Source organism: Clostridium sp. E02 (genome assembly GCF_003833015.1).
GTDB lineage: Bacteria > Bacillota > Clostridia > Lachnospirales > Lachnospiraceae > Lacrimispora.
The window spans coordinates 106,535-131,444 of record NZ_RJLQ01000015.1; the positions used below are offsets into that span (position 1 = coordinate 106,535).

Below are 24,910 nucleotides of genomic sequence, written 5' to 3' on the forward strand. Positions count from 1 at the left end.
TTTTGAACAAAAGAGAATTGACAAAACGCTATTTAGTTTTTTTGATTGGATTGTATATCAATTCATTCGGAGTGAGTTTTATTACAAAGGCAGATCTTGGCACATCACCGATATCAAGTATTCCTTACGTATTAAGTCTTTGGTTTATTCCAACATTAGGACAGTTTACAATCGTATTTAGCCTAGCATTAATTGCATTGCAAATTGCAATACTTGGTAAAAAATTTCAAAAGGTACAGCTATTGCAAATACCTGTGTCAATTGCATTTGGATATTTTATTGATGAATCCATGAATCTACTATCTTGGTTGGAACCAGATAAATATTACTTAAAGATTGTCTCCCTTCTAATTGGATGTGTGATATTAGGATTTGGTGTATATCTAGAAGTGATTGCAGATGTAGTAATGCTTCCGGGTGAAGCCTTTGTAAAAGCAGCAACACAGAGAATAAAGGCAGAATTTGGAACGACGAAAGTATGTTTTGATGCATCTATGACAGCAATAGCAGGAATTGTTTCCGTGGTTCTATTTCATAGAATTAATGGAGTCCGTGAAGGTACCATTATTGCAGCAGCAATAGTTGGATTGATTGCAAGATTTTTTGGAAGAGAACTAAGTTTATTAACAAACATTTTATTCCCCGTAAAAACGGATATAAATATTAATACGGAAAAGTCAGAGCAGGATCCCTTGGTTATTACCATTGGTCGTGAGTACGGAAGTGGTGGGAGAGAAATTGGTAAGCTGGTAGCAAGTAAACTTGGGATTGCTTATTATGACGATGAACTAATATATCAAGTTGCAAAAGAAAATGGTTATTCAGATGAATTTGTGCGAAACAACGAGCAAAAATTGACACATAGTTTTCTCTATGATTTATATACGCAAAATTATGCTTATATAAATGGGGAAGAAGGAAAGTTTGATGCATTATTTCATGCAGAAGTAAGAACAATTAAAGAAATTGCAGCAAAAGAATCTTGTGTCATTATAGGAAGAATTGCGAACTTTATCTTAGCAGAGCAAAAAAATACATTTAATGTATTTGTCTATTCAGATATAGATTCAAAAACTAAACATGTGATGGAACGCGAAAGCCTAAATAAAAATGAAGCTGAGAAGAAAATAAAAAAGGCAGAGACAGAGCGGAAAAATTACTGTAAACATTTTATGGGAAAAGAATGGGGTATGGCAAATGCTTATGACTTATCATTGAAGTCGGATTTATACGGAGTTGAAAAAACAGCAAAAATTATTATGGAATTGGTAAAATATTAAAACAGCAAATTCCGACAAAACTCCGAAAGTCTAAGAAGTGTTGAATACAAAGGACGGTAAAGGTTTTGTCGTTAATATCATAAAACGACAAAACCTTTCAAAGGTATAGAGCGTGATTGATTGTGAAATGATATAAATAATTTCACCAGGAATTAAATTGTTAGGGCCAACTCTAAAGCTATATAAAAATTCTTAGCTTGATGTGTACGTTCTTCTGTGTCACCTAGAACTCTTCGGTCCTATACCTCCAAGCCAAAATGATCAGAAACTAAATTAACAAAATCTTTTATCTCTATTTGACCATCGTTAACAAACGAGAGATATCTGTTTTCCCCACATTGACGTATTACTTCTTCTGCAAACAAAAAATCTCGATCCATCCAATTTTTGAAAGCCCTTTGAACATCACTACATCCATTTAACACAAAACGAACCCATTCTCTTTGCATATAATGTCTAATCTGAAAGTCTTTTGTCGGTGTGATTGCTACATATCGATTCCATGGGATGTACTTTTTAATCATTAGATTTGGTAAATACGCAGCTCCTTCTGTAAGAATGTCCTTCCCCCCACAGATTGCCTCCAAATCATGTAGAATAAAATCAAATATCTCCTCATAAAACTGTAATTCTTCTTTACATTGTAATATAGGTTCCCTCATCCAAGTTTCTTCAGGAGTCATTTTATTCTGCTTTACGCATAGTTCCAAATTCAACAAGGCTCCGTTATTTGTATACTTCTCTAAATAATCATCCACTTTAAAATAATACAGTCCATATTTGTTTGATAAAATCTCTGCTATTGTGCTTTTACCGCTACATGGTGAACCACCAATCCAGTATATTTTTGTCATATAAAACCTCCTGAAATTTAATTGATTTCATAGTTTAATGACATTGTCCAAATATCCATTTAAAGACCTCCATTACATTAGTATTTTCTTTTTAAATTTCTTTCGGTACTTTATAAAACGCACGTGACACGTTATGTAAAAACTCTGTATTATAATTATATTATAGATGAAAAAAATTACAAGTATGAAATATTTTTAATGTAAAAAAACTACCAGCTTATCACTGATAGTTTTAGATGTTTATAATTATTTGCTTATTCTGAAACAAATTCAATGGGTTTTTGTAAATCAGACTCCTTCATCTTTTGAATAGCAAGTACAATATAGAGTACTGAAATTCCAAAATTAATGATTCCGAACATTGGTATGGAAAACGGCAGAAAAGATACAATTGCCTTAATCAGTAAAGGCAGTGTTCTGGCATAAACCCCCATCTGATACAACTGTCCAAAGGTCAGGCGGTACTTCATACAAGAGGCAACTATCATCCCAATCAGGGCAACAATAAGTACTCCAAAGAAAAACAATGCCGTCATGAATAAAAATGCCAGAATCATATATGCAACTACAATCAGATAAACACTTGGAGTCCATCGCTGAAGCATCTCCCTGCTGTAATTTATGTCAAATTCGGAAAAGTGTTTTCCCATAATTTCACCTTTACTTTTTACAATGATTTTTTCCGAATCCACCAAGATTACCTGGTAATAATCAGAAATATAGTTCCCGATCTCATCTACATCATAAAAATAGTTATCTAGCGAGGTGTCGATATAAATATACGTACCGCCGTCTTCGTATTCGATGGGATGCTCAACCCAAAGCGTTCCGTTGTTCAACTCAAAATCAGGAACATAATCTTCTATAATTTTCCCAAATCCACCTGTTTTGAACTGAAATCTTGCAAATGGAACAATCATGGTCAGAAAAAAATATAGGACCATAAGAACAACTCCGGCTAAAAAAACTTTGCGGCGTTTATTTTTTATAAATTCCTTGAAGCTTTTAAAATCGTAAAGAGATAATAGAAGTTCCTTAAATAGATTCATTTTTATCTTTCCTCCCTTAGTATTGTGCCAGTGCAAGTACAATTCCAATAACAATAATATAAGTCAAAACCAGCACCACAATATCCAGAGCCACCCTTGCAACTATATGGATTTTTTTGTTGGAAGAAATTGAAACGGTTGCAGAACATCCAATTAATCCAATTATCGCGCCCAGTAAACCATTTATTAGATTTATCATGTGCAATGCCATAAAAACATAGGCCCATTTAGGAATATGAACAGGAACGTATATTTCGCCAGTAGCACAGTCCTTTTCGTCGATGACCAGCTTGGTGCCCCCAATTAGGGAACTTATAATCAACATAGCCTTTTTTGTTCCAATATCTACGCCATATGTCGTTTGAAACCACTTATGCTTAACAAGGAGGTTCCTCAGCTTAAACTTTTCATTATTCACAAGAACTCTACTCCCCTTTAGCTTAACCTCATATTCTTTTTCATCAACCTTTACTTTCCATACTTTACTCATACTCATGTGTCCCTTCTCTTATGTTTTTATACAGGGATATTTTACCATAGAAAGAAGAAAAGGAGAACAGTACAAGCATAATATGGCTAAGAATATGTAATACTTACCTTATAAGGAATCATGCCTTGCTAATTCCAGTAAATGATCTTTTAAATTTTCCCACCAGTTGGTCGTTTGAGCTTATTATAATAGGAAGAAAAGCGATTAAAATTAAAATGAAATTGACCACAGCATTTGTGAGTTTTGTTAGTCGTAACTTGATAAGGTTTATAATTGATTGCCTTTTTTTATAGGGAATTGTATATTATTAGATAAGCGTTAGGTACTAATGACGATGAAAAATAAAAACATAAAAAAAACACTGGCAATATTCACAAATTATTGCAAAAATTTTCTACATATAACCTAGAAAAATATGCGGTTCTGGCGTAAGTTTACGGTTTGTTTACATTTTAGGTTAAAAATTTAATAATAATTTCAGAATTTAAGAGGGTAAAATTGTTCCAAATGTTCAAACAATTAAGGGGAAAGAGTGGATGTCATAGAATGGGCAAAAAGTTGACAAATTTTTTAGATAAAAGTATGATACACCATATAGGAAACACATTGTATGCGTTTTAATACAATGATAAGTCTCTAAGAAAGGAAGTGAGCATTACGGAGGAGTTGGCAGAGAAGTTATTAGAGGAACTGAACTGCGAAACGGTTTTTACCATTCCCATATTTGGCGGAATTCCAGTCGCGGAATCCGTAGTGGTAACATGGATCATCATGGTAGCGCTGGTTCTTCTTTCCATTATTTTGGTAAGGAATCTAAAGGTTGAGAATCCAGGCAGGAAGCAACAGGTGTTGGAAATGGCCATTGGCGGACTTTACAATTTTTTTGAAGGTCTGATTGGAGAGGAAGGAAGACGTTATATCCCTTATCTCATTTCTGTGGCAATCTATATTGGTGTGGCCAATTTGATCGGCTTGATTGGTTTTAAACCGCCAACCAAGGATTTAAACGCCACCGCAGCGCTTGCTATAATGAGCATTGTGCTGATCGAATATTCGGGGGTTCACAAAAAAGGTGGCAAGGAATTTCTAAAAAGCTTAGCAGAGCCTATGCCTATGTTACTCCCAATGAATATTCTGGAACTTTTTATCCGGCCGCTATCTTTGTGTATGCGGTTGTTCGGAAATGTATTAGGGGCATTTGTAGTTATGGAGCTGATTAAGTTAGTAGTAGCTCCGATTATACCTATTCCATTTTCTATGTATTTTGATATTTTTGATGGTTTAATCCAAGCGTATGTGTTTGTATTTTTAACCAGTCTTTTTATGAGAGAAGCACTGGAATAACAGGAAAAGAAAAGGAGATTACATTATGTTTGCAGCAATAGGAGCAGGAATCGCAGTACTTACAGGTTTAGGAGCAGGAATCGGAATCGGAATTGCAACATCAAAGGCAACAGACGCAATTGCCAGACAGCCAGAGGCAGAGGGTAAGATCAGCAAGATGCTGTTACTTGGTTGTGCACTTGCAGAGGCAACTGCCATCTATGGTTTCGTAGTAGCCATTCTTATCATTTTATTCCTTAAATAAAAAGAATTTCTAGAACATGGAAAAAAATATTAGAAAGGCAGGCGATACAGATGCTTAGACTGGATATGAACTTTGTGTACAATATCGTGAATCTCATCGTCCTGTACCTTCTGCTGAGACATTTCCTGATACAGCCAGTTATGAATGTTATAAACAAACGGCAGGCAATGATTGATCAGAGCATGAATCAAGCGAAATCAATGGAAGGTCAGGCGACTGTTTTGAAAAAGCAGTATGAAGAGAAACTGGCGGGTTCCCAAGAAGAGGGTTCTAAGTTGGTGGAAGAAGCAAAGGTTCAGGCAAAAAACCAGTATGACCGGATCGTGAAAGAGGCAGAAGATCAGGCAGCACGGGTGATGGATCAGGCTTCAAAAAAAGCAGAAGCTGATCAACAAAAAGCCATGCGAGAAGCAGAGGCAAAAGTCGCAAGCTTAGTTATGGCAGCTGCAGCGAAGGTAGTGGGCAAGGAAGTAAATGCCATGGAAAACCGTTCCCTATATGACTCGTTTTTAGCAGAAGCAGGTGATTTACATGACGCAGGCAGCAATTAATTATGGGCAGGTGCTGTATGAATGTTCGATTCCCCAGACGGTAGTGGAGGAAACGGCTTTGACACTTAAAACCGTACCGGAACTAAAACAGGCACTTAACAGCCCTGTGATAAAAAAAAGTGCCAAACACCGGATCATTGACCGGATATTTGATGAAAAGATCAGAGTCTTTTTAAAGGTTTTGGTTGATCGACGGGATATGGATCTGGTCGATCACATATTTGAAGCATGGCATAGTTTCGTCTGCGAAAAGGAAGGGATCTTAATGGCATCCCTTTCTTATGTAACAGAACCGGAAGAGGAACAGCTTCGGGAAATTAAAGCAATGCTTTGCAAGAAATATGATAAAAAGGATGTGAGATTCCGTTTGATTGAAGATAAAACATTAATCGGCGGATTTATCCTTCGTGTAGGTGATATAGAGACTGACTGGAGTTTAAAGGGACGTCTGAAACAATTAGAAGAAAAAATAATGCGGAGGTGAAAAACGTGGCTTCCATCAATTCAGATGAGATTATTTCTATATTGAGAAGTGAAATTGAAGATTATGACGCACATGCCAGAGATCAGGAAGTTGGAACGGTATTAAGTGTCGGCGACGGCATTGCCACCGTTTATGGAATTGATCATGCGATGTACGGCGAAATTGTAATTTTCGATAGTGGAATTAAAGGTATGGTTCAGGATATTAGAAGAGAAGATATCGGATGCATTCTCTTTGGTTCAGACCGTGAGGTTAAAGAAGGCAGTAAAGTAACGAGAACAAAGAAACGTGCCGGGATTCCGGTAGGCGATCATTTTATTGGAAGAGTGGTCAATGCCCTTGGTGGTCCCATAGATGGGAAAGGAGATATACCATCAGACGCATATCGTCCAATTGAGAACGAAGCTCCGGGAATTATTGATAGAAAGAGCGTATCGGTTCCCATGGAGACAGGTATTCTTGCAATTGATTCCATGTTTCCCATCGGTCGGGGACAGAGAGAATTAATTATTGGAGATCGTCAGACGGGTAAGACTTCCATCGCCATAGATGCAATCTTAAACCAGAAGGGGAAAGATGTAGTCTGCGTTTATGTAGCGATTGGACAAAAAGCATCAACCGTGGCTAAAATTGTAAATAACTTAAGCCAGTACGGTGCTATGGAGTATACCGTAGTGGTAGCCTCTTCTGCAAGTGAACCAGCACCTTTGCAGTATATCGCACCTTATTCTGGTACTTCTATTGCGGAGTATTTTATGAATGAAGGAAAAGATGTATTGATCGTATATGATGATCTATCCAAGCACGCAGTAGCCTATCGTGCTCTGTCACTGCTTTTAGAGCGTTCACCAGGACGTGAGGCTTATCCAGGGGATGTATTCTATCTTCATTCCAGACTATTGGAGCGTTCCAGCCGTTTAAACGATGAAAAGGGTGGAGGTTCGATCACAGCTCTTCCTATTATTGAGACTCAGGCAGGTGATGTATCTGCTTATATTCCTACGAATGTTATATCCATTACAGATGGACAGATTTTCTTAGAGAGTGATCTGTTTTTCTCGGGTATGCGACCAGCTGTCAATGTAGGTTTGTCTGTATCTAGAGTTGGTGGTGCTGCCCAGACAAAAGCCATGAAAAAGGCGGCAGGAAGTATTCGTATTGATTTGGCGCAGTGCCGGGAGATGGAAGTATTTACTCAGTTTAGTTCGGATCTTGATGCGGCAACAAAGGAGCAGATTCAGTATGGTAGAGGCTTAACGGAATTGTTAAAACAGCCACTTGCCCACCCGATGAGTCTTCATGCCCAGGTCATCAGTCTTGTGGTTGCAAACAATCGGCTGTTACTTGATGTGGAAGTATCAAAGATCAAAGAGTATCAGAATGAGCTTTTGGAGTATTTTGACAGCGTTCATCCAGAGATTGTAAAGGAAATTGAAGAGAAAAAGACACTTTCTGACGAGCTGAAGGCTAAGATCGTTGATGCAGCAGCTGAATTCAAACAGAAACGGGTGTAAGATATGGCAAATGCGAGAGAGATACAAAGCAGGATGAACAGCATCAAAAGTACCATGAAGATAACCAATGCGATGTATACCATTTCCTCGTCTAAGCTGAAGCGGGCCAGAAAAGCCTTGACTGATACGGAACCTTATTTTTATGGACTGCAGCGAACCATAGCCAGAATTATACGGCATACTCCTGACATTGAAGATCCTTATCTGGACACCAGACCGGAGATAAAAAAAGAGGATAGAAAGATTGGATACATTGTGGTAACTGCAGACAAAGGACTTGCAGGTGCGTATAATCACAACGTGTTTAAACTAGCCCAGGATCAGATCGACAAGGGAGGAAATCCCTTACTTTTTGTAGTAGGAAATCTGGGACAGCAGTATTTTACGAAAAAAGGAATCCAGGTAGAACAGGATTTTAGATATACGGTGCAGAATCCGAATATGAGCCGTGCCAGGATTATAGAGGAGCAAATCGTTGAATATTTTCTGTCTGGAAAGCTTGACGAAGTGCATATGATTTACACCAGAATGGCAAATGCAATGAAGATGGATGCAGAGCAGGTTCAACTTCTTCCGATTCCAAAGTGTAAACTGGATCGGAGTGTCCCTTTAAATGTACATTTGGAAGAAATTACGATGAAGCCATCACCCAAAGCGGTGATTGATGCCATTGTCCCAAATTATATTGCAGGATTTGTTTATGGTGGTCTGGTAGAATCGTATTCCAGTGAACAGAATTCCAGAATGATGGCGATGCAGGCAGCGACAAACAGCGCGCAGGATATGCTGAATGAACTTGAGATCACTTATAACCGGGTTCGTCAGGCGGCGATTACGCAGGAAATTACTGAGGTAATCAGCGGGGCCAAAGCTCAGAAAAAGAAGAAGAGGAAAAAAGCGTAGGATATCGTACGTTTAATAAATTGAGAGAGGAGGAGTCCTCACAACTGTGAGTAACAGATTATGAATATAGGCAAAATTGTACAGGTCTTAGGGCCTGTTGTAGACGTAGAATTTTTAGAGGGCAGTGATCTTCCCAACATCAAAGACGCCTTGGAGGTGGATAATGAGGGGAAACGCTGTGTTATGGAAGTTGCCCAGCACATGGGTAACAGCACAGTACGTTGTATTATGCTGGCATCCAGCGAGGGTCTGTGTAAGGATATGGAAGTAACAGCAACCGGGGACGGGATTAAGGTACCAGTTGGGGAACAGACACTGGGACGTCTTTTTAACGTTTTGGGCGATACCATTGATAATGGAGAGGAACTAAAGGACGGACCGGAATGGGTCATCCATAGAGATCCCCCATCCTTTGAGGAGCAGAGTCCGGTTGCAGAGATTTTGGAAACTGGGATCAAGGTTATTGACCTTTTGGCACCTTATGCAAAAGGCGGTAAAGTAGGCTTGTTCGGTGGTGCGGGTGTAGGAAAGACAGTTCTTATTCAGGAATTAATTCATAACATCGCAACAGAACATGGCGGATATTCTATTTTCACCGGTGTTGGTGAGCGTTCCAGAGAAGGAAATGACTTGTGGACAGAAATGGGAGAGTCGGGAGTTTTAGCAAAGACTGCTCTGGTTTTTGGACAGATGAATGAACCGCCGGGAGCACGTATGCGTGTCGCGGAAACAGGACTTACCATGGCGGAATATTTCCGTGATGAAGAGCATAAAAATGTACTTTTATTTATTGATAATATATTCCGTTTTACTCAGGCAGGTTCTGAGGTTTCAGCCCTTCTTGGCCGTATGCCCTCTGCCGTGGGATATCAGCCCACACTGGCTACGGAGATGGGAGAATTACAGGAGCGGATTACTTCAACTAGGAATGGTTCGGTTACTTCGGTTCAGGCGGTTTATGTACCTGCCGATGACTTAACAGATCCAGCTCCAGCTACCACATTTGCTCATCTGGATGCAACCACAGTATTATCTAGAAAGATTGTGGAGCAGGGGATTTATCCGGCAGTCGATCCGTTGGAATCAAACTCCCGGATTCTGGAACCGGATGTAGTGGGTGAGGAACATTATGAGGTAGCTCGTAAGGTGCAGGAATTGTTGCAGAAATACAAGGAACTGCAAGATATTATTGCGATTCTGGGTATGGAAGAACTGGGTGATGACGATAAAATCACGGTATACCGGGCGAGAAAAATTCAGAAATTCTTATCCCAGCCATTCTCTGTTGCAGAGAATTTTACAGGAGTTGCTGGAAAATATGTACCATTAAAGGAAACTGTCCGTGGCTTTAAGGCAATTATTGACGGCGAGATGGATCAGTATCCAGAAGCAGCCTTCTTTAATGTTGGAACCATTGACGAGGTCAAAGAAAAGGCCGGAACATTAGAGGCTTAACTGGAGGTGTTGCCTGTGAGTACCAATACATTTTTTTTACAGGTTCTTGCCAGTAATAAGGTGTTTTACAAAGGCCTGTGCCAGAAGTTAATTATACCTCTAGAAGATGGTCAGAAGGCAGTTCTTCCTCACCATGAGGATATGGTAATTGCTGTGGCCGTTGGAGAGATGGACCTAATGGATGAGAACGGAGACTGGGCCCATGCAGTCGTTGGCAATGGTTTCGTACAAATAGTCAACAACCGTGTAACGCTTCTAGTTGAGACGGCAGAACTGCCAGAAGATATCGATGAACGCCGTGCCGAAGAAGCAAGAGAAAGAGCAGAAGAACAACTAAGGCAAGGCAAGAGCATACAGGAGCATTCTCATTTAGAAGCTTCATTAGCCAGGTCACTGGCAAGACTTCAATTGAAACACAAATATGAACTTCATTAGAGGCTATATATGATGCCCATAGACTAGTTATAAGATTAGTCCATGGGTATCTTTTTATATCAGAATATTACGTTAGAATGGTAAATGTAACGATTGACGATAAATAAAATCAGTGCTATAGTTACCACTGGAATAAATCAACAATTTAGAAAATTGTTTGGAGGTAAAGTTGTGTATAGAAATCTAAAGATCAAAATGAAATTCACTGTATCATTTGGAACGATTATTTTACTAATTTTTTTCGCGCTTGTAGGGCTTTTATATGGTGTGCATAAGATTGCAGGAAATGTAGAGGATTTATACGAGAAACCCTATACTGCATCCGAAAAAATGTGGGAGATCCGCCGTGGGATTTTAGACAGTCAGATGGTGCTTTATCGGTTGACGAGTGAAAAGAAAACAAATCTAATCTCTGCTACAGAGGAGTCAAAAAATGTCCTAGATCAAGACAGTAAGGAGATTAATCTAGCACTAGCAGACTTAAAATTATTGTTAAGAAAAAAGGAAGAAGCTGATCTTCTTACTGATATTGAAAAAAGAATTGGAGAGTTGTCAGAGTTAAGAGAAAAGGTAATAAAGCTTACGGGGAATCAAAAGCTTGACGAGGCTAGAACCATAGTGAACCAATCTTATGAGCCTAAATATCAGGAATTAAAAGGAAAGGTATTGGAACTTGCCAATTATGTTTCAGTAGATGCAACTGGTTTTGTTGACAAAGCAAATGGAATGAGCCGAATCATTATGATTGTAGGCGTTTTGTTTTTAGCAATCGCTTTGGCTATGGGGCTTGCAATTGTTGTGCTTCTGACCAAATCCATTCTAAATCCATTAAAAGAACTGGATGCAGCGGCAAGGGAGATGTCAAAAGGAAATCTAAAAGCAGCGGATTCCATTACCTATCAGTCAATCGATGAATTGGGAGTTTTAGCAGATAGCCTGCGCTTTACCATGAAGACTTTGGATTCCTATGTATCAGAGATTTCCTCGATTTTGATTCTGCTTTCCAAAGGAGATCTTACAGTTCCAAGAGATGAAATCACAGATTTTCTAGGAGATTTTAAAGAAATCAAAAATTCATTTGTTACAATCTTAAAAAGCTTTAATATTACACTTGGAGATATTCATGAATCCAGTGTACAGGTGGATGCGAGTTCGGATCAAATATCGGATGCAGCTCAAATGTTATCGCAGGGATCAACAGAGCAGGCTACATCGTTAGAAGAGCTGACCGGAGCAATTTCTGAAATTTCGGTTCAGATCCGGGACAATGCAGATCACGTTAAAAATGCCAATGATTTAACTGGACAGGTTCAGATAAATATAGAGGAAAGCAATCAACATATGGTCTTAATGAATCAGGCGATGAAAGAGATCGATCAGTCTTCTCAAGAGATTGGAAAGATCATGAAGGCAATTGAAGAAATTGCATTCCAGACCAACATTCTAGCATTAAATGCAGCTGTGGAAGCCGCAAGAGCCGGAGAAGCGGGGAAAGGGTTTGCAGTGGTTGCAGATGAAGTGCGAAATCTTGCCAGCAAAAGTGCTGAGGCAAGTAAGAATACCTCCTCGTTAATTGAAAATTCTGTTAACGCAGTGACAAATGGTATGGGCATTGCAGACCAAACGTCTCATTCCCTTTTACTGGTTAAGGATACCATGGAACAAGTTGTGGATACGGTGGATCGCATAGCAAATGCATCGGAGAGACAGGCAGAATCGGTGGAGAATATATCGGGAAGAGTGAATCAGATCGCAGCTGTAGTTCAGACAAATTCAGCAACTGCGGAGGAGAGTGCTGCGGCAAGCGAAGAAATGTCCAGTCAGGCTGCATATTTAGAACAGCTGGTTGAGCGGTTTCGTCTGTATCGAGGTAAGTAAGCAATTACATATAAAATAAATATTTATAAAAAAGACCCTCAAAATCCATACGCTTACAGGAATGGATTTTGAGGGTCTTTTTATCCCTTACGTTGCAGTCATATTATTGTGTAATCTTATAGAGATGTTGCGCCCAAAGCTGGTTAAAGTTATTCTTTGTCGCTCGATTTTAATAATAGCTAGCTTGCTGGCATGGGGATTCGTCTAGATGGAAAAAGTCCCTGTCTATGGTACTCTTCTTCCCTTTTTTGGCGAATCTTGTCGATTATAATTCTCCTCAAACAAATTTCCTTTCCTTTTCCGACAAAATTATGATAAAATAGACCTGATTTTACATACGAAAGGAATTGGATTATGAATATAGATAAAAGTATGAAACGGCGTGCTGCTTATTCTGTAATTTTAGCGGCTGCAACGGCATCTCTTCTGTCGGGCTGTAATCAGGAGAATGGGAACAAAAGTCAGGAAAACGCCACACCTTCCATCGCCATTGTTAAGGAGAAGGATACAAAACCCGTAGAATTACAGGAACTTACACTGAATGGATCCTTACTGCCATGTGTGGCAGAGGTACCAGAATTAAAGGAGAATCCGATTCCCAAGTATTTGAAAAATGGGGTAGAACATCCGGTTGTTGCAAGTCTCCAGGAACAGCTTATGAACCTGGGGTTTATGGATAATGATGAACCTACGGAGTATTTTGGAAATGTGACAGAGGCGGCAGTAAAGGTATACCAAAGACAGAATGGGCTGGATCAAGATGGGATTGTAGGGCCAGAGACCCTTAATTCGATTCTTTCTCCCAATGCCAAGTACTATGCAGTTTCTAAGGGCGTGGAGGGAGATGATATCTCCAGAATCCAGAGCCGGCTTTATGAGCTGGGGTACTTAGCAGAGGCAAGACAGGTGAATGGCTGTTTTGGTGATGAGACGGAAGCTGCGGTTAATAAGCTGCAAGAGGTGAATGGGTTAAATGTGGATGGCAAGGTAGGGCGTCAAACCATGAATTTACTTTATAGTGAGGACATTAAACCAAACTATTTGGCATATGGGGAAAAGAGCGATGTGGTACTCTCTTGTCAGAACCGCCTAAAGGAACTGGGATACTTAATATCAACTCCAGATGGAGCATATGGTAATGATACCGTGATAGCGGTCAAACAGTTCCAGTCCCGCAATGACTTAGTGGTGGACGGGTATTTAGGGCCTTCCACTCGGATCGCATTAAACAATGGAAACGCCCATCCCAATGGCATGACACTTGGAGAACAGGGAGATTCCGTCGTCAGCGTTCAGAAGCTGTTAAACAAATATGGATACCTGGCTTCGGGAAATGTAACGGGGTATTATGGAGATATAACGGAGAAAGCGGTTAAAGAGTTCCAGAATCGAAATGGACTTTCTGCGGATGGAACAGTTGGTCAGAGGACTATGAACAAATTGACCGGCAGCAAGATAAAATCTGCGGGAACTTCTAGTTCAGGGAAAGCGAATTCTGGAAGTAGTTCTTCAAAGGGTCAAACGATTAAGGGAGGGTCTGGAGTAAGTGGTCTGTTATCCATAGCAAGATCCAAATTGGGACGGCCTTACGTATGGGGGTCTAAAGGTCCTAGCTCCTTTGACTGCTCTGGCTTTATTTATTGGACCTTAAATCAAGCTGGAGTCAGACAAAGTTATATCACTTCTTCTGGCTGGAGACGTGTAGGAAAATATACGAAAATAACAAGTTTTGGAAGTTTACAGGCAGGGGATATTATAGTGGTAAGCGGACACGTAGGGATTGTGGCGGGAGGAGGAAATGTAATTGATGCTTCCTCAAGCAACGGACGTGTGGTAGAGCGGTCGTTAAGTTCTTGGTGGAGAAATAACTTTATCTGTGGATGGCGCATATTTGGATAAGTTCAGTTAAAAATATAGAGTATGAAAATACAGAAAAAATCAATTAATATGATAACAGATTTGCCCGGAAAAGCATTGTTTTACTTTGCACTTCCCATGATCCTTGGGAATTTATTTCAGCAGTTTTATAATATTATCGATTCTGTGGTTGTAGGGCGCTTTGTGGGAGTGGATGCGCTTGCGTCTGTGGGCGCTTCTTATTCGATAACCAATGTATTTATCGCCGTAGCCGTTGGGGGAGGGATTGGAAGCTCAGTGGTGGTTTCCCAGTTCCTTGGAGCGAGACAGACAGGAAACATGAAGACAGCCATATCGACGACTTTGATAAATTTTCTGGTGGTAGGTCTTCTCTTGGGAGGAATGGGGCTGTTTTTTAGTCAAACCATCCTTCGCCTTATGAATACCCCAGAAAATGTGTTTCATGATGCGTCGGTTTATTTAAGCATTTATTTTATCGGTTTACCATTTTTGTTTATGTATAACGTGCAGGCATCAGTGTTTCAAGCATTGGGTGATTCCAAAACTCCGTTGTATCTGCTGATTTTCTCTTCTGTACTAAATATCGGATTGGACCTTTTGTTTGTAACACAATTTCATATGGGAGTGGCAGGGGTTGCACTTGCAACCTTGACTGCTCAGGGGATTTCTGCGGTGATTTCCTTTTTGTTTTTGGCTCACCGCTTAAAGGCATATGACCGAACGGAACCTTTTCATTTCTATGATTGGACTATGATGCTTCATATGATGAAGGTAGCAATTCCATCTACCCTCCAGCAATCCATTGTGTATATTGGAATGCTGCTGGTTCAGTCTGTGGTCAATGGATTTGGTTCAGAAGTGATGGCAGGGTTTGCGGCAGGAACACGGATCGAATCCATTTGTATCGTCCCTATGCTGGCACTTGGGAATGCGATGTCTACCTATACCGCTCAGAATATGGGAGCAAAAAGGACAAACCGTGTCCGAAGAGGATATGGGTCGTGTTATTTTATGACAGGAGCGTTTGCTATTATTATCTGCTTGATTATGGAGGTATGGGGAGATGTGTTTATTCGTGTTTTTTTAAATGAGGGGAGTTCGCAGACTGCTTTTAAGACGGGGGTAGATTACGTTACTTTTATATCGTTTTTCTACGTGTTTATCGGATTAAAGACAACGACTGACGGGCTGCTTCGTGGTGCCGGCGATGTGGTGACGTTTACGGTTGCAAACCTGGTCAATCTAATCATTCGGGTGACAGCAGCCATTGTTTTTGCTCCTGTCATTGGCGTCCAGGCCGTATGGTTTGCAGTACCACTTGGCTGGATCGCCAATTATATAATCTCCCTGTTCCGGTATCTATCCGGAAGATGGGAAAAGATCCGTCTTATTTCTTAACGGGAAAGGAGACTTCTGCTTTAAAAAGATCTCCATCTATGATCAGGTTAAAGGTTCCTCCCTGTAATTCGGTTAAACTTTTGGCAATGGAAATTCCAAGGCCGCTGCCTTCTGTGGCTCTTGCTACATCACCGCGGACGAATCGTTCTGTCAGTTCGTCTGCGCGAATGTTTAACGGATTGTCAGAGACATTCTTCATGGTGAAAACAGCCATATCTTCTTTTCTTGTAATATCAATGTAAACCCTACTGTGTTCCATGGCATATTTATTTGCGTTGTTATAAAGATTTTCCAGCACTCTCCATAAGTATCTTCCATCGGCTTCAATTAACAGAGAATCCTCAGCTAAGTTGGAGACTATCTCAAGATGGCGGAGTGCAAACTTTTCTTCAAATTCACCATTCGTCTGGTAGATTAATTCTACAAAATCAATGCTGTTAATCTCTAGCTTTAAGTTTCCGGAACTTGCCTTAGAGGCTTCTACAAGATCTTCGGTCAATGTTTTAAGGCGCTGTGATTTTTGTTCTAAAACCTCTAAATATCCCTGAATCTTTTGATTTTCGATCCCTTCTCTTTTGATTAAATCTACATAGTTAATGATAGAAGTGAGCGGTGTTTTGATGTCATGAGATACGTTGGTAATCAAATCTGTTTTCAGTCGTTCGCTGCGTACTTTTTCTTGCAGAGCGGTCTCAAGACCGGTTCGAATGTGGTTGATGTTTTCTGCCAATTCTCTTTCTTTTCCATAGAATTGATTGGTATCCATCTTATAGGCAGTATTTCCTTTGGAAATATTTAAAAGAGCCTGATTAATCTGATCCGTCTCCCACGCTTTTTTATACATTTGGTGAAAAACCCAGAGAATAATACTAAAGTAGAGGAGGACCAAGACGCCCATAAAGATTCTGGATTCCAAAGTGCTGTAGGTAAGAAATAAATAGGCAAACAGCAGGATTAAAGTCAGATTGAAGGCTAGAAACAAAAAGTACGCAAGGATGATTCTGGTGGTAAATCTATGGTTTTTGATGTAGAGATTAAAAAAAGCACGTCCTTGCTTCAGCAGGCTGTTGTTCCATAAAATTCCTGTTTTGTATTGCCTTAATAGCTTAAAAGCCGCGTTGAGTCCCAGAAAATAATAAATCAGGACTCTTAAAACAAGTTCCCCGTAAAACCATCGTTCTTCTGGAAGAAAAAGATGTATGATCTTATATCCCAGCCGCTGAGCTAAGAAAATGGAGATGAAACCCGCAATTAGAAACAGGATCAGACAGGTCTCCGCAGGGAGGCTGTCAAGCCGATTCTCCTTATGAGAACTGTTTTCGTATGCAGGAGTTCCGGTATGCAGAATGAGAAGATATAAGGTAATCCCACTACCGATAAGACCCACGAAAAGGCTGATGATTCCCATGATGTAAATGAGACGCATGTGATCGTAGGAGAGGGATGCTTTGGAATACGCATCTATATGAGGATAAGAGGTATCCACGGCTACGGTCATATGATAATTGCCATTATTATAAGGGTTCATTTTTTCTAACTCAGAGGAGACGTTTTTGGGAATGGATGTTAGGTTAGAATCCACATAAAGTGCCTCGCCTGTTACGTATAGATATTTTCCCATAGCTTTGAAATCGTTGAGATTTTTCCCATGGACGTTTCTGTAAAGTTTAAATTCATTTTCTGAATTCTGATAGAGGATTTCAAATTTTAAGTTCGTGGGGTTCTGTATAAAACGGTAATAAAAAGCATAGTAATTTCCAAGATGAGTAAGAACCTCATAGGAGAGCTTATCCATGGATAGGAATGATTCTCCCGGTTCGCTGGCCTTAAAATCCGGTTCATATGCGCGGTAATCTACTCTTACAGAGGAATCACTGTCATCTGTGGTGGTTGGATGCCCTCCGCTCACTTTAAACTGTTCATTCAGATAATAGCCTTGGGATTTGGCTCGGCGGATCATCTCATCAATGGTATACTCTTTGCTGATGCCAGGACCCTCCGTTACGCGGACAATGGGCTTTTTATAATCAAGTCTGCCATTGGTTTCAAATACTTCTTTATATTTCACATAATTAAATATATTATCAATGTCATTCTTTAACTGCCGGGTGAACTCAGGCGTGTCTTCATAAGTTTCCTGGGTGATCCACTTAATTCCTTCTCCGTAATGGTAGTTGTTATATAGGATAGAAACCCCGATTACAACGAGAATGGAAAAGAGAAGATGCATGAGTACTACGGATTCTTTTATCTTCTTCATAAAACAACTCCTATTGTTTTTCAATCTTGTAGCCAACGCCCCAGACAACTTTTAAATATCTTGGCTCCCTTGGATTGATTTCGATTTTTTCGCGGATATGCCGGATGTGTACCGCTACAGTATTATCTGCGCCAATGGCTTCTTCGTTCCAGATCTGTTCATAAATTTCATCAATAGAAAAAACTTTTCCTTCGTTCTTGACTAAAAGAAGCAGAATGTTATATTCAATCGGGGTCAACTTTATGATTTCGTCATCAATGGAAACTTCTTTGTTGTCATCATTAATAGCAAGTCCACCGCATTTGTAGATCTGACCGGCAGGTTGTTGATTCATATTCCCAAGTTGTGTGTAGCGTCGGAGCTGGGATTTGACTCTGGCCACTAGCTCCAATGGGTTAAAGGGTTTGGTTATATAGTCATCGGCTCCGATGTTCAGTCCTAAAATCTTATCTGTATCTTCTGATTTTGCGGAAAGAATGATAATGGGAATACTGCTTGTCTCACGAACCTTCAGGGTTGTCCGAATTCCATCTAGTCCAGGCATCATTACATCAAGAATCATTAAATCTATTTCATTCTCTAATAAAAGATCCAATGCCTCAAAACCATCATACGCCTTGATGACATGAAATCCTTCTCCAGTTAAATATATATCAATGGCTTCGACGATTTGTATATCATCGTCACATACTAAAATATTCTGCATAGAAAAAACCTCCTTTTTCCCTTATTATACAACGAATGGGATGAAAAAACCTATTACTTTTTTCTGAAGAAAAGAAAAAAGAAATTGATTCAATCATGTTTTCTGATTTTCCCACATATTCTTTATCAATTCTATTTGTAAGGGTGCTATTATGAGTATTTACGTGGTTCAGCTGGGAGACAATGTAGATGACATCGCTGCCTCCCAAAATATATCCGTGGAAGCTTTGACCTATGACAATCAAATCGCCCCTCCATACCGCCTGGCTGTTGGCCAGGCTCTTTATATCAGAGAAGAGTTATCTTCTGATGACAAAAAACCTCTCTATGTTTTTGGATACGCTTATCCATTTATTAATTCAGATAATTTAGATGAAACCCTTCCATTTCTAACTGATCTCTATGTTTTTTCTTATGGATTTACAGAACAGGGAGAATTGGTTCCGCCGCCCATATCAGATGAATGGATGATTGATCGGGCTTTGGAGGCCGGAGTGCGGCCAATACTGACCCTAACCCCACTGGGGCCTGACGGACGTTTTAATAACAACCTGGTTTCCACTGTTGTACATGACCAGCAGGTTCAGCAGCGCCTGATCTTTAATCTGGGTCTGACGATGCAGCAAAAACGTTTTGGAGGACTGGATATTGACTTTGAATACATTATGGCTGGGGATCGTCTTGGTTATGCAAACTTTGTAAAACGTACCACACAGATTATGAATCAATTCGGATATCAGGTGACGGTAGCACTGGCACCGAAAACTTCGTCCGATCAACCAGGGCTTTTGTACGAAGGAGTCGATTATGGACTGTTGGGAGAAGCGGCAAACAGGGTTCTTCTTATGACCTATGAATGGGGGTATACATAGGAACCGACAGCTTATAGGTAATGCTCATTTGACTTTTTAAGAAGTGCACGATACAATGGAAGTTAGTCAAAACTAACGATTGAAATATTGATAAGGAGAATCTAATGACACAAAGTATTAAATATGATGCTAGTGGCCGTATAGTTGATAAAGCGATTACCCCAAATGTATTAGAACTCTCAAAAAACATTTATGAAAATCATACTCAATATATGACACGATCCAGTTTGCTTGGGTTGTCAATATTTAATTATATTCCATCAGCAACAACTATCTTGCAAGAAAAAAAGGAGGCATCTAGCATCTGTACTTTGTCCTTTTGCTTGGGCGAAAGGATAGAGTGGACTTTGAATGAGGTGCCTGGGAAAAAGTTGAGTATTGATCGCAATGAGAGCTGCATCATGACCGGCGGAACGGAGAAGTGTATTAGTCAATACGAAGAAGGGGTGCAGTATCAAGGCATTGGAGTCTCAGTTGATCCGGCTTGTTTGCAAGGGGTAGCTGAATGCCTGCATTGCGAAAACGCAGTCAACCATTATAACATGTTGGAATTGGGGGACTTGAAGCACTATATTATTACGCCGCATGTTACAGCAATTCTTTCACAAATTATAGATAGTAACATTTGCGAGCGGCTGGAGCCACTTTACCTTGAGGCTAAACTTCTGGAATTGATCGCAGTATATCTTGATGAAATGGTATATCAGCGTGGAAATAAAGCAAATAAATTATCATTATCAAAAGAGGATTTATTTGCATTGCGCCTCACAAAAGAGATATTGGATAATACTTTTGTGCATCCGCTGACACTTTCGGAATTATCTAAAAAGATTTATCTTAATGAATATAAGCTAAAAATCGGTTTTAAGCAACGATATGGGCAGACGGTATATGGATATATATTAGAAAAGCGCATGGAGCTTGCCCGCATTTTGCTGGAACAGCGTCATTTTAGGGTCGGTGATGTAGCCGGAATGGTGGGCTATGCCAATACCGGGCACTTTATTTCGGCTTTCAGAAAAAAATATGGCGTGACACCTGGACAAGTATTGCGGAACAGAGACACTGAAACCAACTGAATAAATGTCACTTGATAAAACTAATCCAGAATTCTGGCGGAGTGGTTTTTTATCCCGATTTGGATATAAAATACTCCTGATTTGGTTACAAAGGGGAGGAATAAACTTGTATAATGGTGTTATGGGTTAGTATGCACTAATCAAAGAGAGGAGAGAAAGATTTTTGACAAATAAATAGAGTCTGTTTGCAGGCATTCTCAAATTTGCCGGACAAAAGAAAGCTGGGCATTGATAAAACTGTAAAATAGGTGAATAAGGGAGGCGTTATATGAATAAAAACATCCCGTTTAAGCTTGGGCATGTATTAATTCAGGTCGATAATCTTGAAACTGCTATTAGTCAATACCGTCAAATGGGATTTCAGGTGGTTCCAGGAGGTCCTCCAGAGAAAATGCACAATGCGCTCATCTACCTGAAAGATGGAACTTTTCTAGAACTGTTTTGTACCAATTACGGAAAGCTTGTTAATGCTGTGTTTAAGTTTATAGTTAAAATGATAGGAATATCAGATCAGTCTTATTCTTCCCGCCTCGGACTCTACCTTCCGGGAGAAGAGGGATTAAAAGATTATGCGTTGAATGCTGATCCAGTATGCCAATATGAGAATAACATAGAAAAAGTCCGAAATAACGGATTGATAGTATCTGCCCCACGTCCAAAAGCACGAATTGAACGTCATGGTATCAAATTAAAATGGACACTAAGCTGTCCTGAAAATGTTGTTTTGCCATTTTTAATGAGCGAATTTCAACCGCCAGTGATTGTTGGTAGCGAAGACCATATACATCCAAATGGCGCACTTGGGATACATGAAATTTACATTACAACCAGTCAATGGGACAAAACATACGGAGATTATTCTCTTATGTTAGGAATGGAACCTAAAGTTAAAGATGAGCAGTCAGGAAGATCTTGTTTGTTCCCAATGAAAGGAACGAATATTAATCTAGCTGAAAAGGATAAGGATGGAATAGAGCAAGTTATCATATCATGCGATTGCCAGTCAAATAATAAAATGAAGTTTGCTGCAGTTCCAACTTTTATTGTAATGCCTCATTAAATATTTATAACAGAGTATTAAACTCAAACAGGGGTTCAGACGGCTCATTAGCATCGAGACCGACAATGGTGTGGACGAACTGCTGGATGCCCTGTCTTGCTTTCCGGGAGTCTTGGATAAAATTTTAATGTAAAGTTTGCCGTATTTCCAGCGCCTTTTTTATTTCTTTCTGTCTTTAAGTAGTCGATATGATCTAAAACATTTCTTAACATGGAGTTTCTAAGTCTGATATCATCGATTTTCCAATATACTTCAACCAAATGTTTGACGGAGGGGATAAAGTCACATCTTGCCTGTTTTCTATTTATGGTGCAGTTTCTTTCTTTTTTTAGATGTTCTAATTCTTTAAGTAATTCTTTTTCTTGATTTTCCAGTGTTTTATGACGTTCTTCAAAGGTATTTATTGAGTAGACATTTTGTTCCAGCAGATCATAGGTTTTATTAAGCTGTTTTACTGTCTGGTGGTATTTGTCTTCTAAGCTGTGTATGGAGTTTTCTAGTACAGATAGGGTAGTGCTGCTTTCTTTTTCAGGTTCCTCTGGCCAGTTTAACTCGTATTCCGGGATCCATTCATTTAAACCTTCAATGGCCATCTCCTCAATCAGAGAAAGAGGGGCTGAAATATTGTTGCAACTGCTGTTTGGACAGCGGAGAACGGCATAGCGAAGTTTGGTATTGCTTGGCTGTCTGGTCATCATGGTACCACATTTGGAGCAATAGACAAGACCAGAAAGTGGATTTTGTAAAGTGGTATTTGTAATGTTTGGAAGTGGTTTCCCTGCTTTGATGTTTTGTACTAAATTATATTTGTCTTCATTTATAATGGCCTGAAAGCGTCCTTTTACTTTCTCACAGTTTTCATCTTTTGGTCTGGTCTCAATGATTGTTCCGTGAATCATTTGTTTCATAACCTTACGCCATTGCCATCTTTGGTATCCAATATAAATGGGATTACTTAAAATGTCAATTATGGACGAAGCAGACCAAATTCCTCCAGTTCTGGAGGGAATGTTTAGTTCGTTTAATCGATCCCGGATTTGATAGGAGCCAAATGGTGCATGACTGCCATCTTCTTGTAGTTCTCCAGCAGTATAAAGTTCATAGATGTATTCAACAATCTTTGCTTCTTTTGGAACAATCTCCAGGGTGTAGCCTTTGTCTCCTTTCTGCTTCACTTTTTTATATCCATAGGGTGCGGTTCCTGCGATATACCATCCGTCACGAAAGGCAGCAATCCGACCTCTTTGGATTCTGCGGTTGATGGTTTTATACTCCCGGCGTGACATAAAGAGATTAAACTCAAAGTATTCTTCATCAAATTCATCGGAGGGGTCATAGGTTTTCATGGGTGTAATTATCTTTGTATTGCTAAATTTGAAGGCTTCGGCTACGGTACCCTGATCTTTTGTATCCCCTCTGGCAAGACGTTCTACCTCCATGACAAGAACACCTTCCCACATGCCTTGCATGACTTCTAGTAGTGTTTGCTGCATCTTGGGACGTGCAGAAATAGTCTCTCCTGAAACAAGTTCTTTGTATATGGCACCAACTAAAAGCCCCATTTTAACGGCCAGTTCCGTGAGTAATTGTTCATGGCGGGCTAATGTTTCACCTTCGCCCCGTGCTTCCGCTTCTTTATCAGCCCGACTTTTACGAAGATACATGAGATATGACATATGATATGGCGCCCCCTTTCTCAATCTTTCTAATTTTATGGGGATATTGTCCATTTCATACCTGTTAAACTGTCTGTAAATATTGCAAAATATGGGATTTGATATGCGGCTTTTTACCTTTCTGCTGGACTTAGCGTTGTTAAAGTAGAGGGATGTGGAAAGTTGTACAAACGGTTAGACATAGAATCAGAAGGAAAGAGGTGGTGACATGGCAAGCAAACCGGTTAAGGAGATGAAGAAAGGGGATACAACCTTTCTTTTCTATGACGATTATTGCAAGGACACAACGTCAGAAGAGGTTGAAGTTATCTTAAAACAAATTGCAAAGGATGTGCTGCCTGTGTTACGAGCAGCTCAAATACATAAAGAGGGAACCGCCTGAGGGCGGAGAAGGTGGACAGGCATGGTGATGATTAATCAGACATTCCAGGGCCGACACCAATGAAACCCATTGCTAAAATTGCTATAATACATAGGAAAAAAATAGCAATAAAAATCCCTCCTATTAAGAAGATTTTTTTATAGATGAATGCTCCTTTAAATTTAAGAACAGTTCCAGTTATAAGTAAAATTATGCCAGCTATAATTGATACAAATGGTAAATATGCAAAAATTAAATAAATTACGAATTCGAGCTTAGACATTTAATCTCCTCCTTTATATGATAATATTGTAACGGTGGAAGGTGATGTATGGGCGATTAACCCGCTTCTTCTTTTATCTCTTGGTCAATATTTTAAGTAATGTTGTAATCTGAATGTTAGTGAGTCTTTTGCTAGTGGATTAATTTTCTCGGATGACTTGCATTTCTGATGTAGAGGACAATCTGATGATTGTGATACGTGTTTCCTGTACGGTAGACCCGCGTATAATGATTGTCATCTTCTGTACGGTTTTCAGTTGTTACGCGCACTGGGGGTTCATCCGCCTGCAATACATGATTTCGGAACGCGGCCATTGAAAATTTCTCTGCTCTAATTTTTTTACCAAATAAGATAACCAACCGATTCCCGGACTAATCTTTTGATTCGGTCCGTTCTTCTTCCACAGAAAAGATATAACGTATCCGGTACAAATGGTTTGCTCTTAAGCTTTGACTCCATAATAGAAACCAACGTATCAATTCCAGATCTTAAACCAGTTTACCCAGTCACTATATATACGTTTTTAAAGCAGGTTACATCAGTTGACATCGGCTGCCACCTGCAGTACCATTTTTAAAAGCTAAGGAGAAGTCTCATTGGGTACACGAATTCAGACATTGTTGATTGAAACTTCCAATCCAGATGCTGATACAGATCGTAAATTAACATTCATGAGTTCTGTTGGAACCAGAACTATACTACGTGGAACCGCATCATATGCAATATGATCCGTAAACGCTCCGTAGTGAGTGCAGCAAAAAAAAACAACCGCTCCCACGAGCGGCATGTTTTTACAATGATTTTCTGCAATTAGCCGGAAGCTTATCTGACCAGGGTAGCAGATCTTTGCAGAAGCT

General features: G+C 39.7%; 24 protein-coding genes. 16 read left to right on the plus strand and 8 right to left on the minus strand.

Annotated elements, in window-relative coordinates; genetic code table 11:
* The first annotated feature begins 2 nt into the window (after nt 1-2).
* Nucleotides 3-1,280: a cytidylate kinase family protein gene (locus tag EFT72_RS12610; RefSeq protein ID WP_243110009.1), complete on the plus strand. Its 1,278-nt coding sequence runs from the start codon at nt 3-5 to the stop codon at nt 1,278-1,280.
* Nucleotides 1,281-1,519: 239 nt separating this feature from the next.
* Here the strand turns inward: EFT72_RS12610 and EFT72_RS12615 are convergent, their stop codons facing one another.
* From EFT72_RS12615 to EFT72_RS12625, 3 genes are all read right to left on the minus strand, one after another.
* A complete protein-coding gene (locus EFT72_RS12615) occupies nt 1,520-2,134 on the minus strand; it encodes a hypothetical protein (RefSeq protein WP_124067279.1) in 615 nt (204 codons plus the stop codon).
* 254 nt (nt 2,135-2,388) lie between these two features.
* Nucleotides 2,389-3,183 (minus strand): DUF1189 domain-containing protein, encoded by a 795-nt coding sequence (locus EFT72_RS12620; protein WP_124067280.1) that lies wholly within the window; start codon nt 3,181-3,183, stop codon nt 2,389-2,391.
* A gap of 16 nt (nt 3,184-3,199) precedes the next feature.
* Entirely contained in the window at nt 3,200-3,673 is a 474-nt protein-coding gene (locus tag EFT72_RS12625) for a hypothetical protein (protein ID WP_124067281.1), read from the minus strand.
* Between the two features lie 648 nt (nt 3,674-4,321).
* Between EFT72_RS12625 and EFT72_RS12630 the strand changes: the two genes are divergently transcribed.
* From EFT72_RS12630 to EFT72_RS12680, 11 genes are all read left to right on the plus strand, one after another.
* A complete protein-coding gene (locus EFT72_RS12630; RefSeq protein ID WP_124067282.1) occupies nt 4,322-5,017 on the plus strand; it encodes a F0F1 ATP synthase subunit A in 696 nt (231 codons plus the stop codon).
* 25 nt (nt 5,018-5,042) lie between these two features.
* Nucleotides 5,043-5,261: an ATP synthase F0 subunit C gene (gene atpE, locus EFT72_RS12635; RefSeq protein ID WP_124067283.1), complete on the plus strand. Its 219-nt coding sequence runs from the start codon at nt 5,043-5,045 to the stop codon at nt 5,259-5,261.
* 50 nt (nt 5,262-5,311) lie between these two features.
* Entirely contained in the window at nt 5,312-5,812 is a 501-nt protein-coding gene (gene atpF / locus EFT72_RS12640; RefSeq protein WP_124067284.1) for a F0F1 ATP synthase subunit B, read from the plus strand.
* Nucleotides 5,793-6,296 carry an ATP synthase F1 subunit delta gene (gene atpH, locus EFT72_RS12645; RefSeq protein WP_124067285.1) on the plus strand — a complete coding sequence of 168 codons (504 nt, stop codon included), beginning with the start codon at nt 5,793-5,795 and terminating at the stop codon, nt 6,294-6,296. Before atpF ends, atpH begins: the two co-directional genes overlap by 20 nt.
* Complete coding sequence (gene atpA / locus EFT72_RS12650; RefSeq protein ID WP_124067286.1) at nt 6,293-7,810, plus strand: F0F1 ATP synthase subunit alpha; 1,518 nt, start codon at nt 6,293-6,295, stop codon at nt 7,808-7,810. The genes atpH and atpA overlap by 4 nt, the downstream gene beginning before the upstream one ends.
* A 3-nt stretch (nt 7,811-7,813) precedes the next feature.
* Complete coding sequence (atpG, locus tag EFT72_RS12655) at nt 7,814-8,713, plus strand: ATP synthase F1 subunit gamma (RefSeq protein WP_124067287.1); 900 nt, start codon at nt 7,814-7,816, stop codon at nt 8,711-8,713.
* 60 nt (nt 8,714-8,773) lie between these two features.
* Complete coding sequence (gene atpD, locus EFT72_RS12660; protein ID WP_124067288.1) at nt 8,774-10,168, plus strand: F0F1 ATP synthase subunit beta; 1,395 nt, start codon at nt 8,774-8,776, stop codon at nt 10,166-10,168.
* Nucleotides 10,169-10,183: 15 nt separating this feature from the next.
* The gene (atpC, locus tag EFT72_RS12665; RefSeq protein ID WP_124067289.1) at nt 10,184-10,603 is read left to right on the plus strand and encodes an ATP synthase F1 subunit epsilon; all 420 of its coding nucleotides are present in this window, start codon (nt 10,184-10,186) and stop codon (nt 10,601-10,603) included.
* A gap of 171 nt (nt 10,604-10,774) precedes the next feature.
* On the plus strand, nt 10,775-12,481 hold the full coding sequence (locus tag EFT72_RS12670) for a methyl-accepting chemotaxis protein (RefSeq protein WP_124067290.1): 1,707 nt from the start codon (nt 10,775-10,777) through the stop codon (nt 12,479-12,481).
* Nucleotides 12,482-12,835: 354 nt separating this feature from the next.
* Entirely contained in the window at nt 12,836-14,380 is a 1,545-nt protein-coding gene (locus EFT72_RS12675) for a peptidoglycan-binding protein (RefSeq protein WP_124067291.1), read from the plus strand.
* Between the two features lie 21 nt (nt 14,381-14,401).
* The gene (locus EFT72_RS12680) at nt 14,402-15,757 is read left to right on the plus strand and encodes an MATE family efflux transporter (protein WP_124067292.1); all 1,356 of its coding nucleotides are present in this window, start codon (nt 14,402-14,404) and stop codon (nt 15,755-15,757) included.
* Here EFT72_RS12680 and EFT72_RS12685 read toward each other — a convergent pair.
* Complete coding sequence (locus EFT72_RS12685) at nt 15,747-18,017, minus strand: histidine kinase dimerization/phospho-acceptor domain-containing protein (RefSeq protein ID WP_124067293.1); 2,271 nt, start codon at nt 18,015-18,017, stop codon at nt 15,747-15,749. The two genes, EFT72_RS12680 and EFT72_RS12685, sit on opposite strands and share 11 nt — an antisense overlap.
* 10 nt (nt 18,018-18,027) lie before the next feature.
* Nucleotides 18,028-18,723, minus strand: a complete 696-nt coding sequence (locus EFT72_RS12690) for a response regulator transcription factor (protein ID WP_124067294.1) — start codon at nt 18,721-18,723, stop codon at nt 18,028-18,030.
* 151 nt (nt 18,724-18,874) lie between these two features.
* On the opposite strand from EFT72_RS12690, the gene EFT72_RS12695 reads away from it, so the two are divergent.
* The 3 genes from EFT72_RS12695 (at nt 18,875) to EFT72_RS12705 (ending at nt 21,733) form a co-directional block, all read left to right on the plus strand.
* On the plus strand, nt 18,875-19,594 hold the full coding sequence (locus EFT72_RS12695; protein WP_124067295.1) for a LysM peptidoglycan-binding domain-containing protein: 720 nt from the start codon (nt 18,875-18,877) through the stop codon (nt 19,592-19,594).
* A 104-nt stretch (nt 19,595-19,698) separates the two neighbouring features.
* A complete protein-coding gene (locus EFT72_RS12700; RefSeq protein ID WP_124067296.1) occupies nt 19,699-20,673 on the plus strand; it encodes an AraC family transcriptional regulator in 975 nt (324 codons plus the stop codon).
* Nucleotides 20,674-20,941: 268 nt separating this feature from the next.
* Entirely contained in the window at nt 20,942-21,733 is a 792-nt protein-coding gene (locus tag EFT72_RS12705) for a VOC family protein (RefSeq protein ID WP_124067297.1), read from the plus strand.
* A gap of 47 nt (nt 21,734-21,780) precedes the next feature.
* Here EFT72_RS12705 and EFT72_RS12710 read toward each other — a convergent pair whose 3' ends face one another.
* Nucleotides 21,781-23,409 (minus strand): recombinase family protein, encoded by a 1,629-nt coding sequence (locus EFT72_RS12710; protein WP_164473152.1) that lies wholly within the window; start codon nt 23,407-23,409, stop codon nt 21,781-21,783.
* A 208-nt stretch (nt 23,410-23,617) separates the two neighbouring features.
* On the opposite strand from EFT72_RS12710, the gene EFT72_RS19285 reads away from it, so the two are divergent.
* Nucleotides 23,618-23,791 carry a hypothetical protein gene (locus EFT72_RS19285; RefSeq protein ID WP_164473153.1) on the plus strand — a complete coding sequence of 58 codons (174 nt, stop codon included), beginning with the start codon at nt 23,618-23,620 and terminating at the stop codon, nt 23,789-23,791.
* Nucleotides 23,792-23,822: 31 nt separating this feature from the next.
* Here EFT72_RS19285 and EFT72_RS12715 read toward each other — a convergent pair whose 3' ends face one another.
* Both EFT72_RS12715 and EFT72_RS19485 read right to left on the minus strand, forming a co-directional pair.
* Complete coding sequence (locus EFT72_RS12715; RefSeq protein ID WP_124067299.1) at nt 23,823-24,053, minus strand: hypothetical protein; 231 nt, start codon at nt 24,051-24,053, stop codon at nt 23,823-23,825.
* 610 nt (nt 24,054-24,663) lie between these two features.
* Nucleotides 24,664-24,910 (minus strand): hypothetical protein (locus EFT72_RS19485; protein WP_206426649.1); only part of this gene is annotated, 247 nt, incomplete at its 5' end.

Excerpts from the sequence above, each read along its gene's own strand:
- EFT72_RS12615 (WP_124067279.1), bottom strand. The coding sequence starts at position 2,134 with ATGACAAAAATATACTGGATTGGTGGTTCACCATGTAGCGGTAAAAGC.
- EFT72_RS12620 (WP_124067280.1), bottom strand. The coding sequence starts at position 3,183 with ATGAATCTATTTAAGGAACTTCTATTATCTCTTTACGATTTTAAAAGC.
- EFT72_RS12625 (WP_124067281.1), bottom strand. The coding sequence starts at position 3,673 with ATGAGTAAAGTATGGAAAGTAAAGGTTGATGAAAAAGAATATGAGGTT.
- atpE (WP_124067283.1), top strand. The coding sequence starts at position 5,043 with ATGTTTGCAGCAATAGGAGCAGGAATCGCAGTACTTACAGGTTTAGGA.
- atpF (WP_124067284.1), top strand. The coding sequence starts at position 5,312 with ATGCTTAGACTGGATATGAACTTTGTGTACAATATCGTGAATCTCATC.
- atpH (WP_124067285.1), top strand. The coding sequence starts at position 5,793 with ATGACGCAGGCAGCAATTAATTATGGGCAGGTGCTGTATGAATGTTCG.
- atpG (WP_124067287.1), top strand. The coding sequence starts at position 7,814 with ATGGCAAATGCGAGAGAGATACAAAGCAGGATGAACAGCATCAAAAGT.
- atpD (WP_124067288.1), top strand. The coding sequence starts at position 8,774 with ATGAATATAGGCAAAATTGTACAGGTCTTAGGGCCTGTTGTAGACGTA.
- EFT72_RS12675 (WP_124067291.1), top strand. The coding sequence starts at position 12,836 with ATGAATATAGATAAAAGTATGAAACGGCGTGCTGCTTATTCTGTAATT.
- EFT72_RS12680 (WP_124067292.1), top strand. The coding sequence starts at position 14,402 with ATGAAAATACAGAAAAAATCAATTAATATGATAACAGATTTGCCCGGA.
- EFT72_RS12685 (WP_124067293.1), bottom strand. The coding sequence starts at position 18,017 with ATGAAGAAGATAAAAGAATCCGTAGTACTCATGCATCTTCTCTTTTCC.
- EFT72_RS12690 (WP_124067294.1), bottom strand. The coding sequence starts at position 18,723 with ATGCAGAATATTTTAGTATGTGACGATGATATACAAATCGTCGAAGCC.
- EFT72_RS12695 (WP_124067295.1), top strand. The coding sequence starts at position 18,875 with ATGAGTATTTACGTGGTTCAGCTGGGAGACAATGTAGATGACATCGCT.
- EFT72_RS12700 (WP_124067296.1), top strand. The coding sequence starts at position 19,699 with ATGACACAAAGTATTAAATATGATGCTAGTGGCCGTATAGTTGATAAA.
- EFT72_RS12705 (WP_124067297.1), top strand. The coding sequence starts at position 20,942 with ATGAATAAAAACATCCCGTTTAAGCTTGGGCATGTATTAATTCAGGTC.
- EFT72_RS12710 (WP_164473152.1), bottom strand. The coding sequence starts at position 23,409 with ATGTCATATCTCATGTATCTTCGTAAAAGTCGGGCTGATAAAGAAGCG.
- EFT72_RS19285 (WP_164473153.1), top strand. The coding sequence starts at position 23,618 with ATGGCAAGCAAACCGGTTAAGGAGATGAAGAAAGGGGATACAACCTTT.
- EFT72_RS12715 (WP_124067299.1), bottom strand. The coding sequence starts at position 24,053 with ATGTCTAAGCTCGAATTCGTAATTTATTTAATTTTTGCATATTTACCA.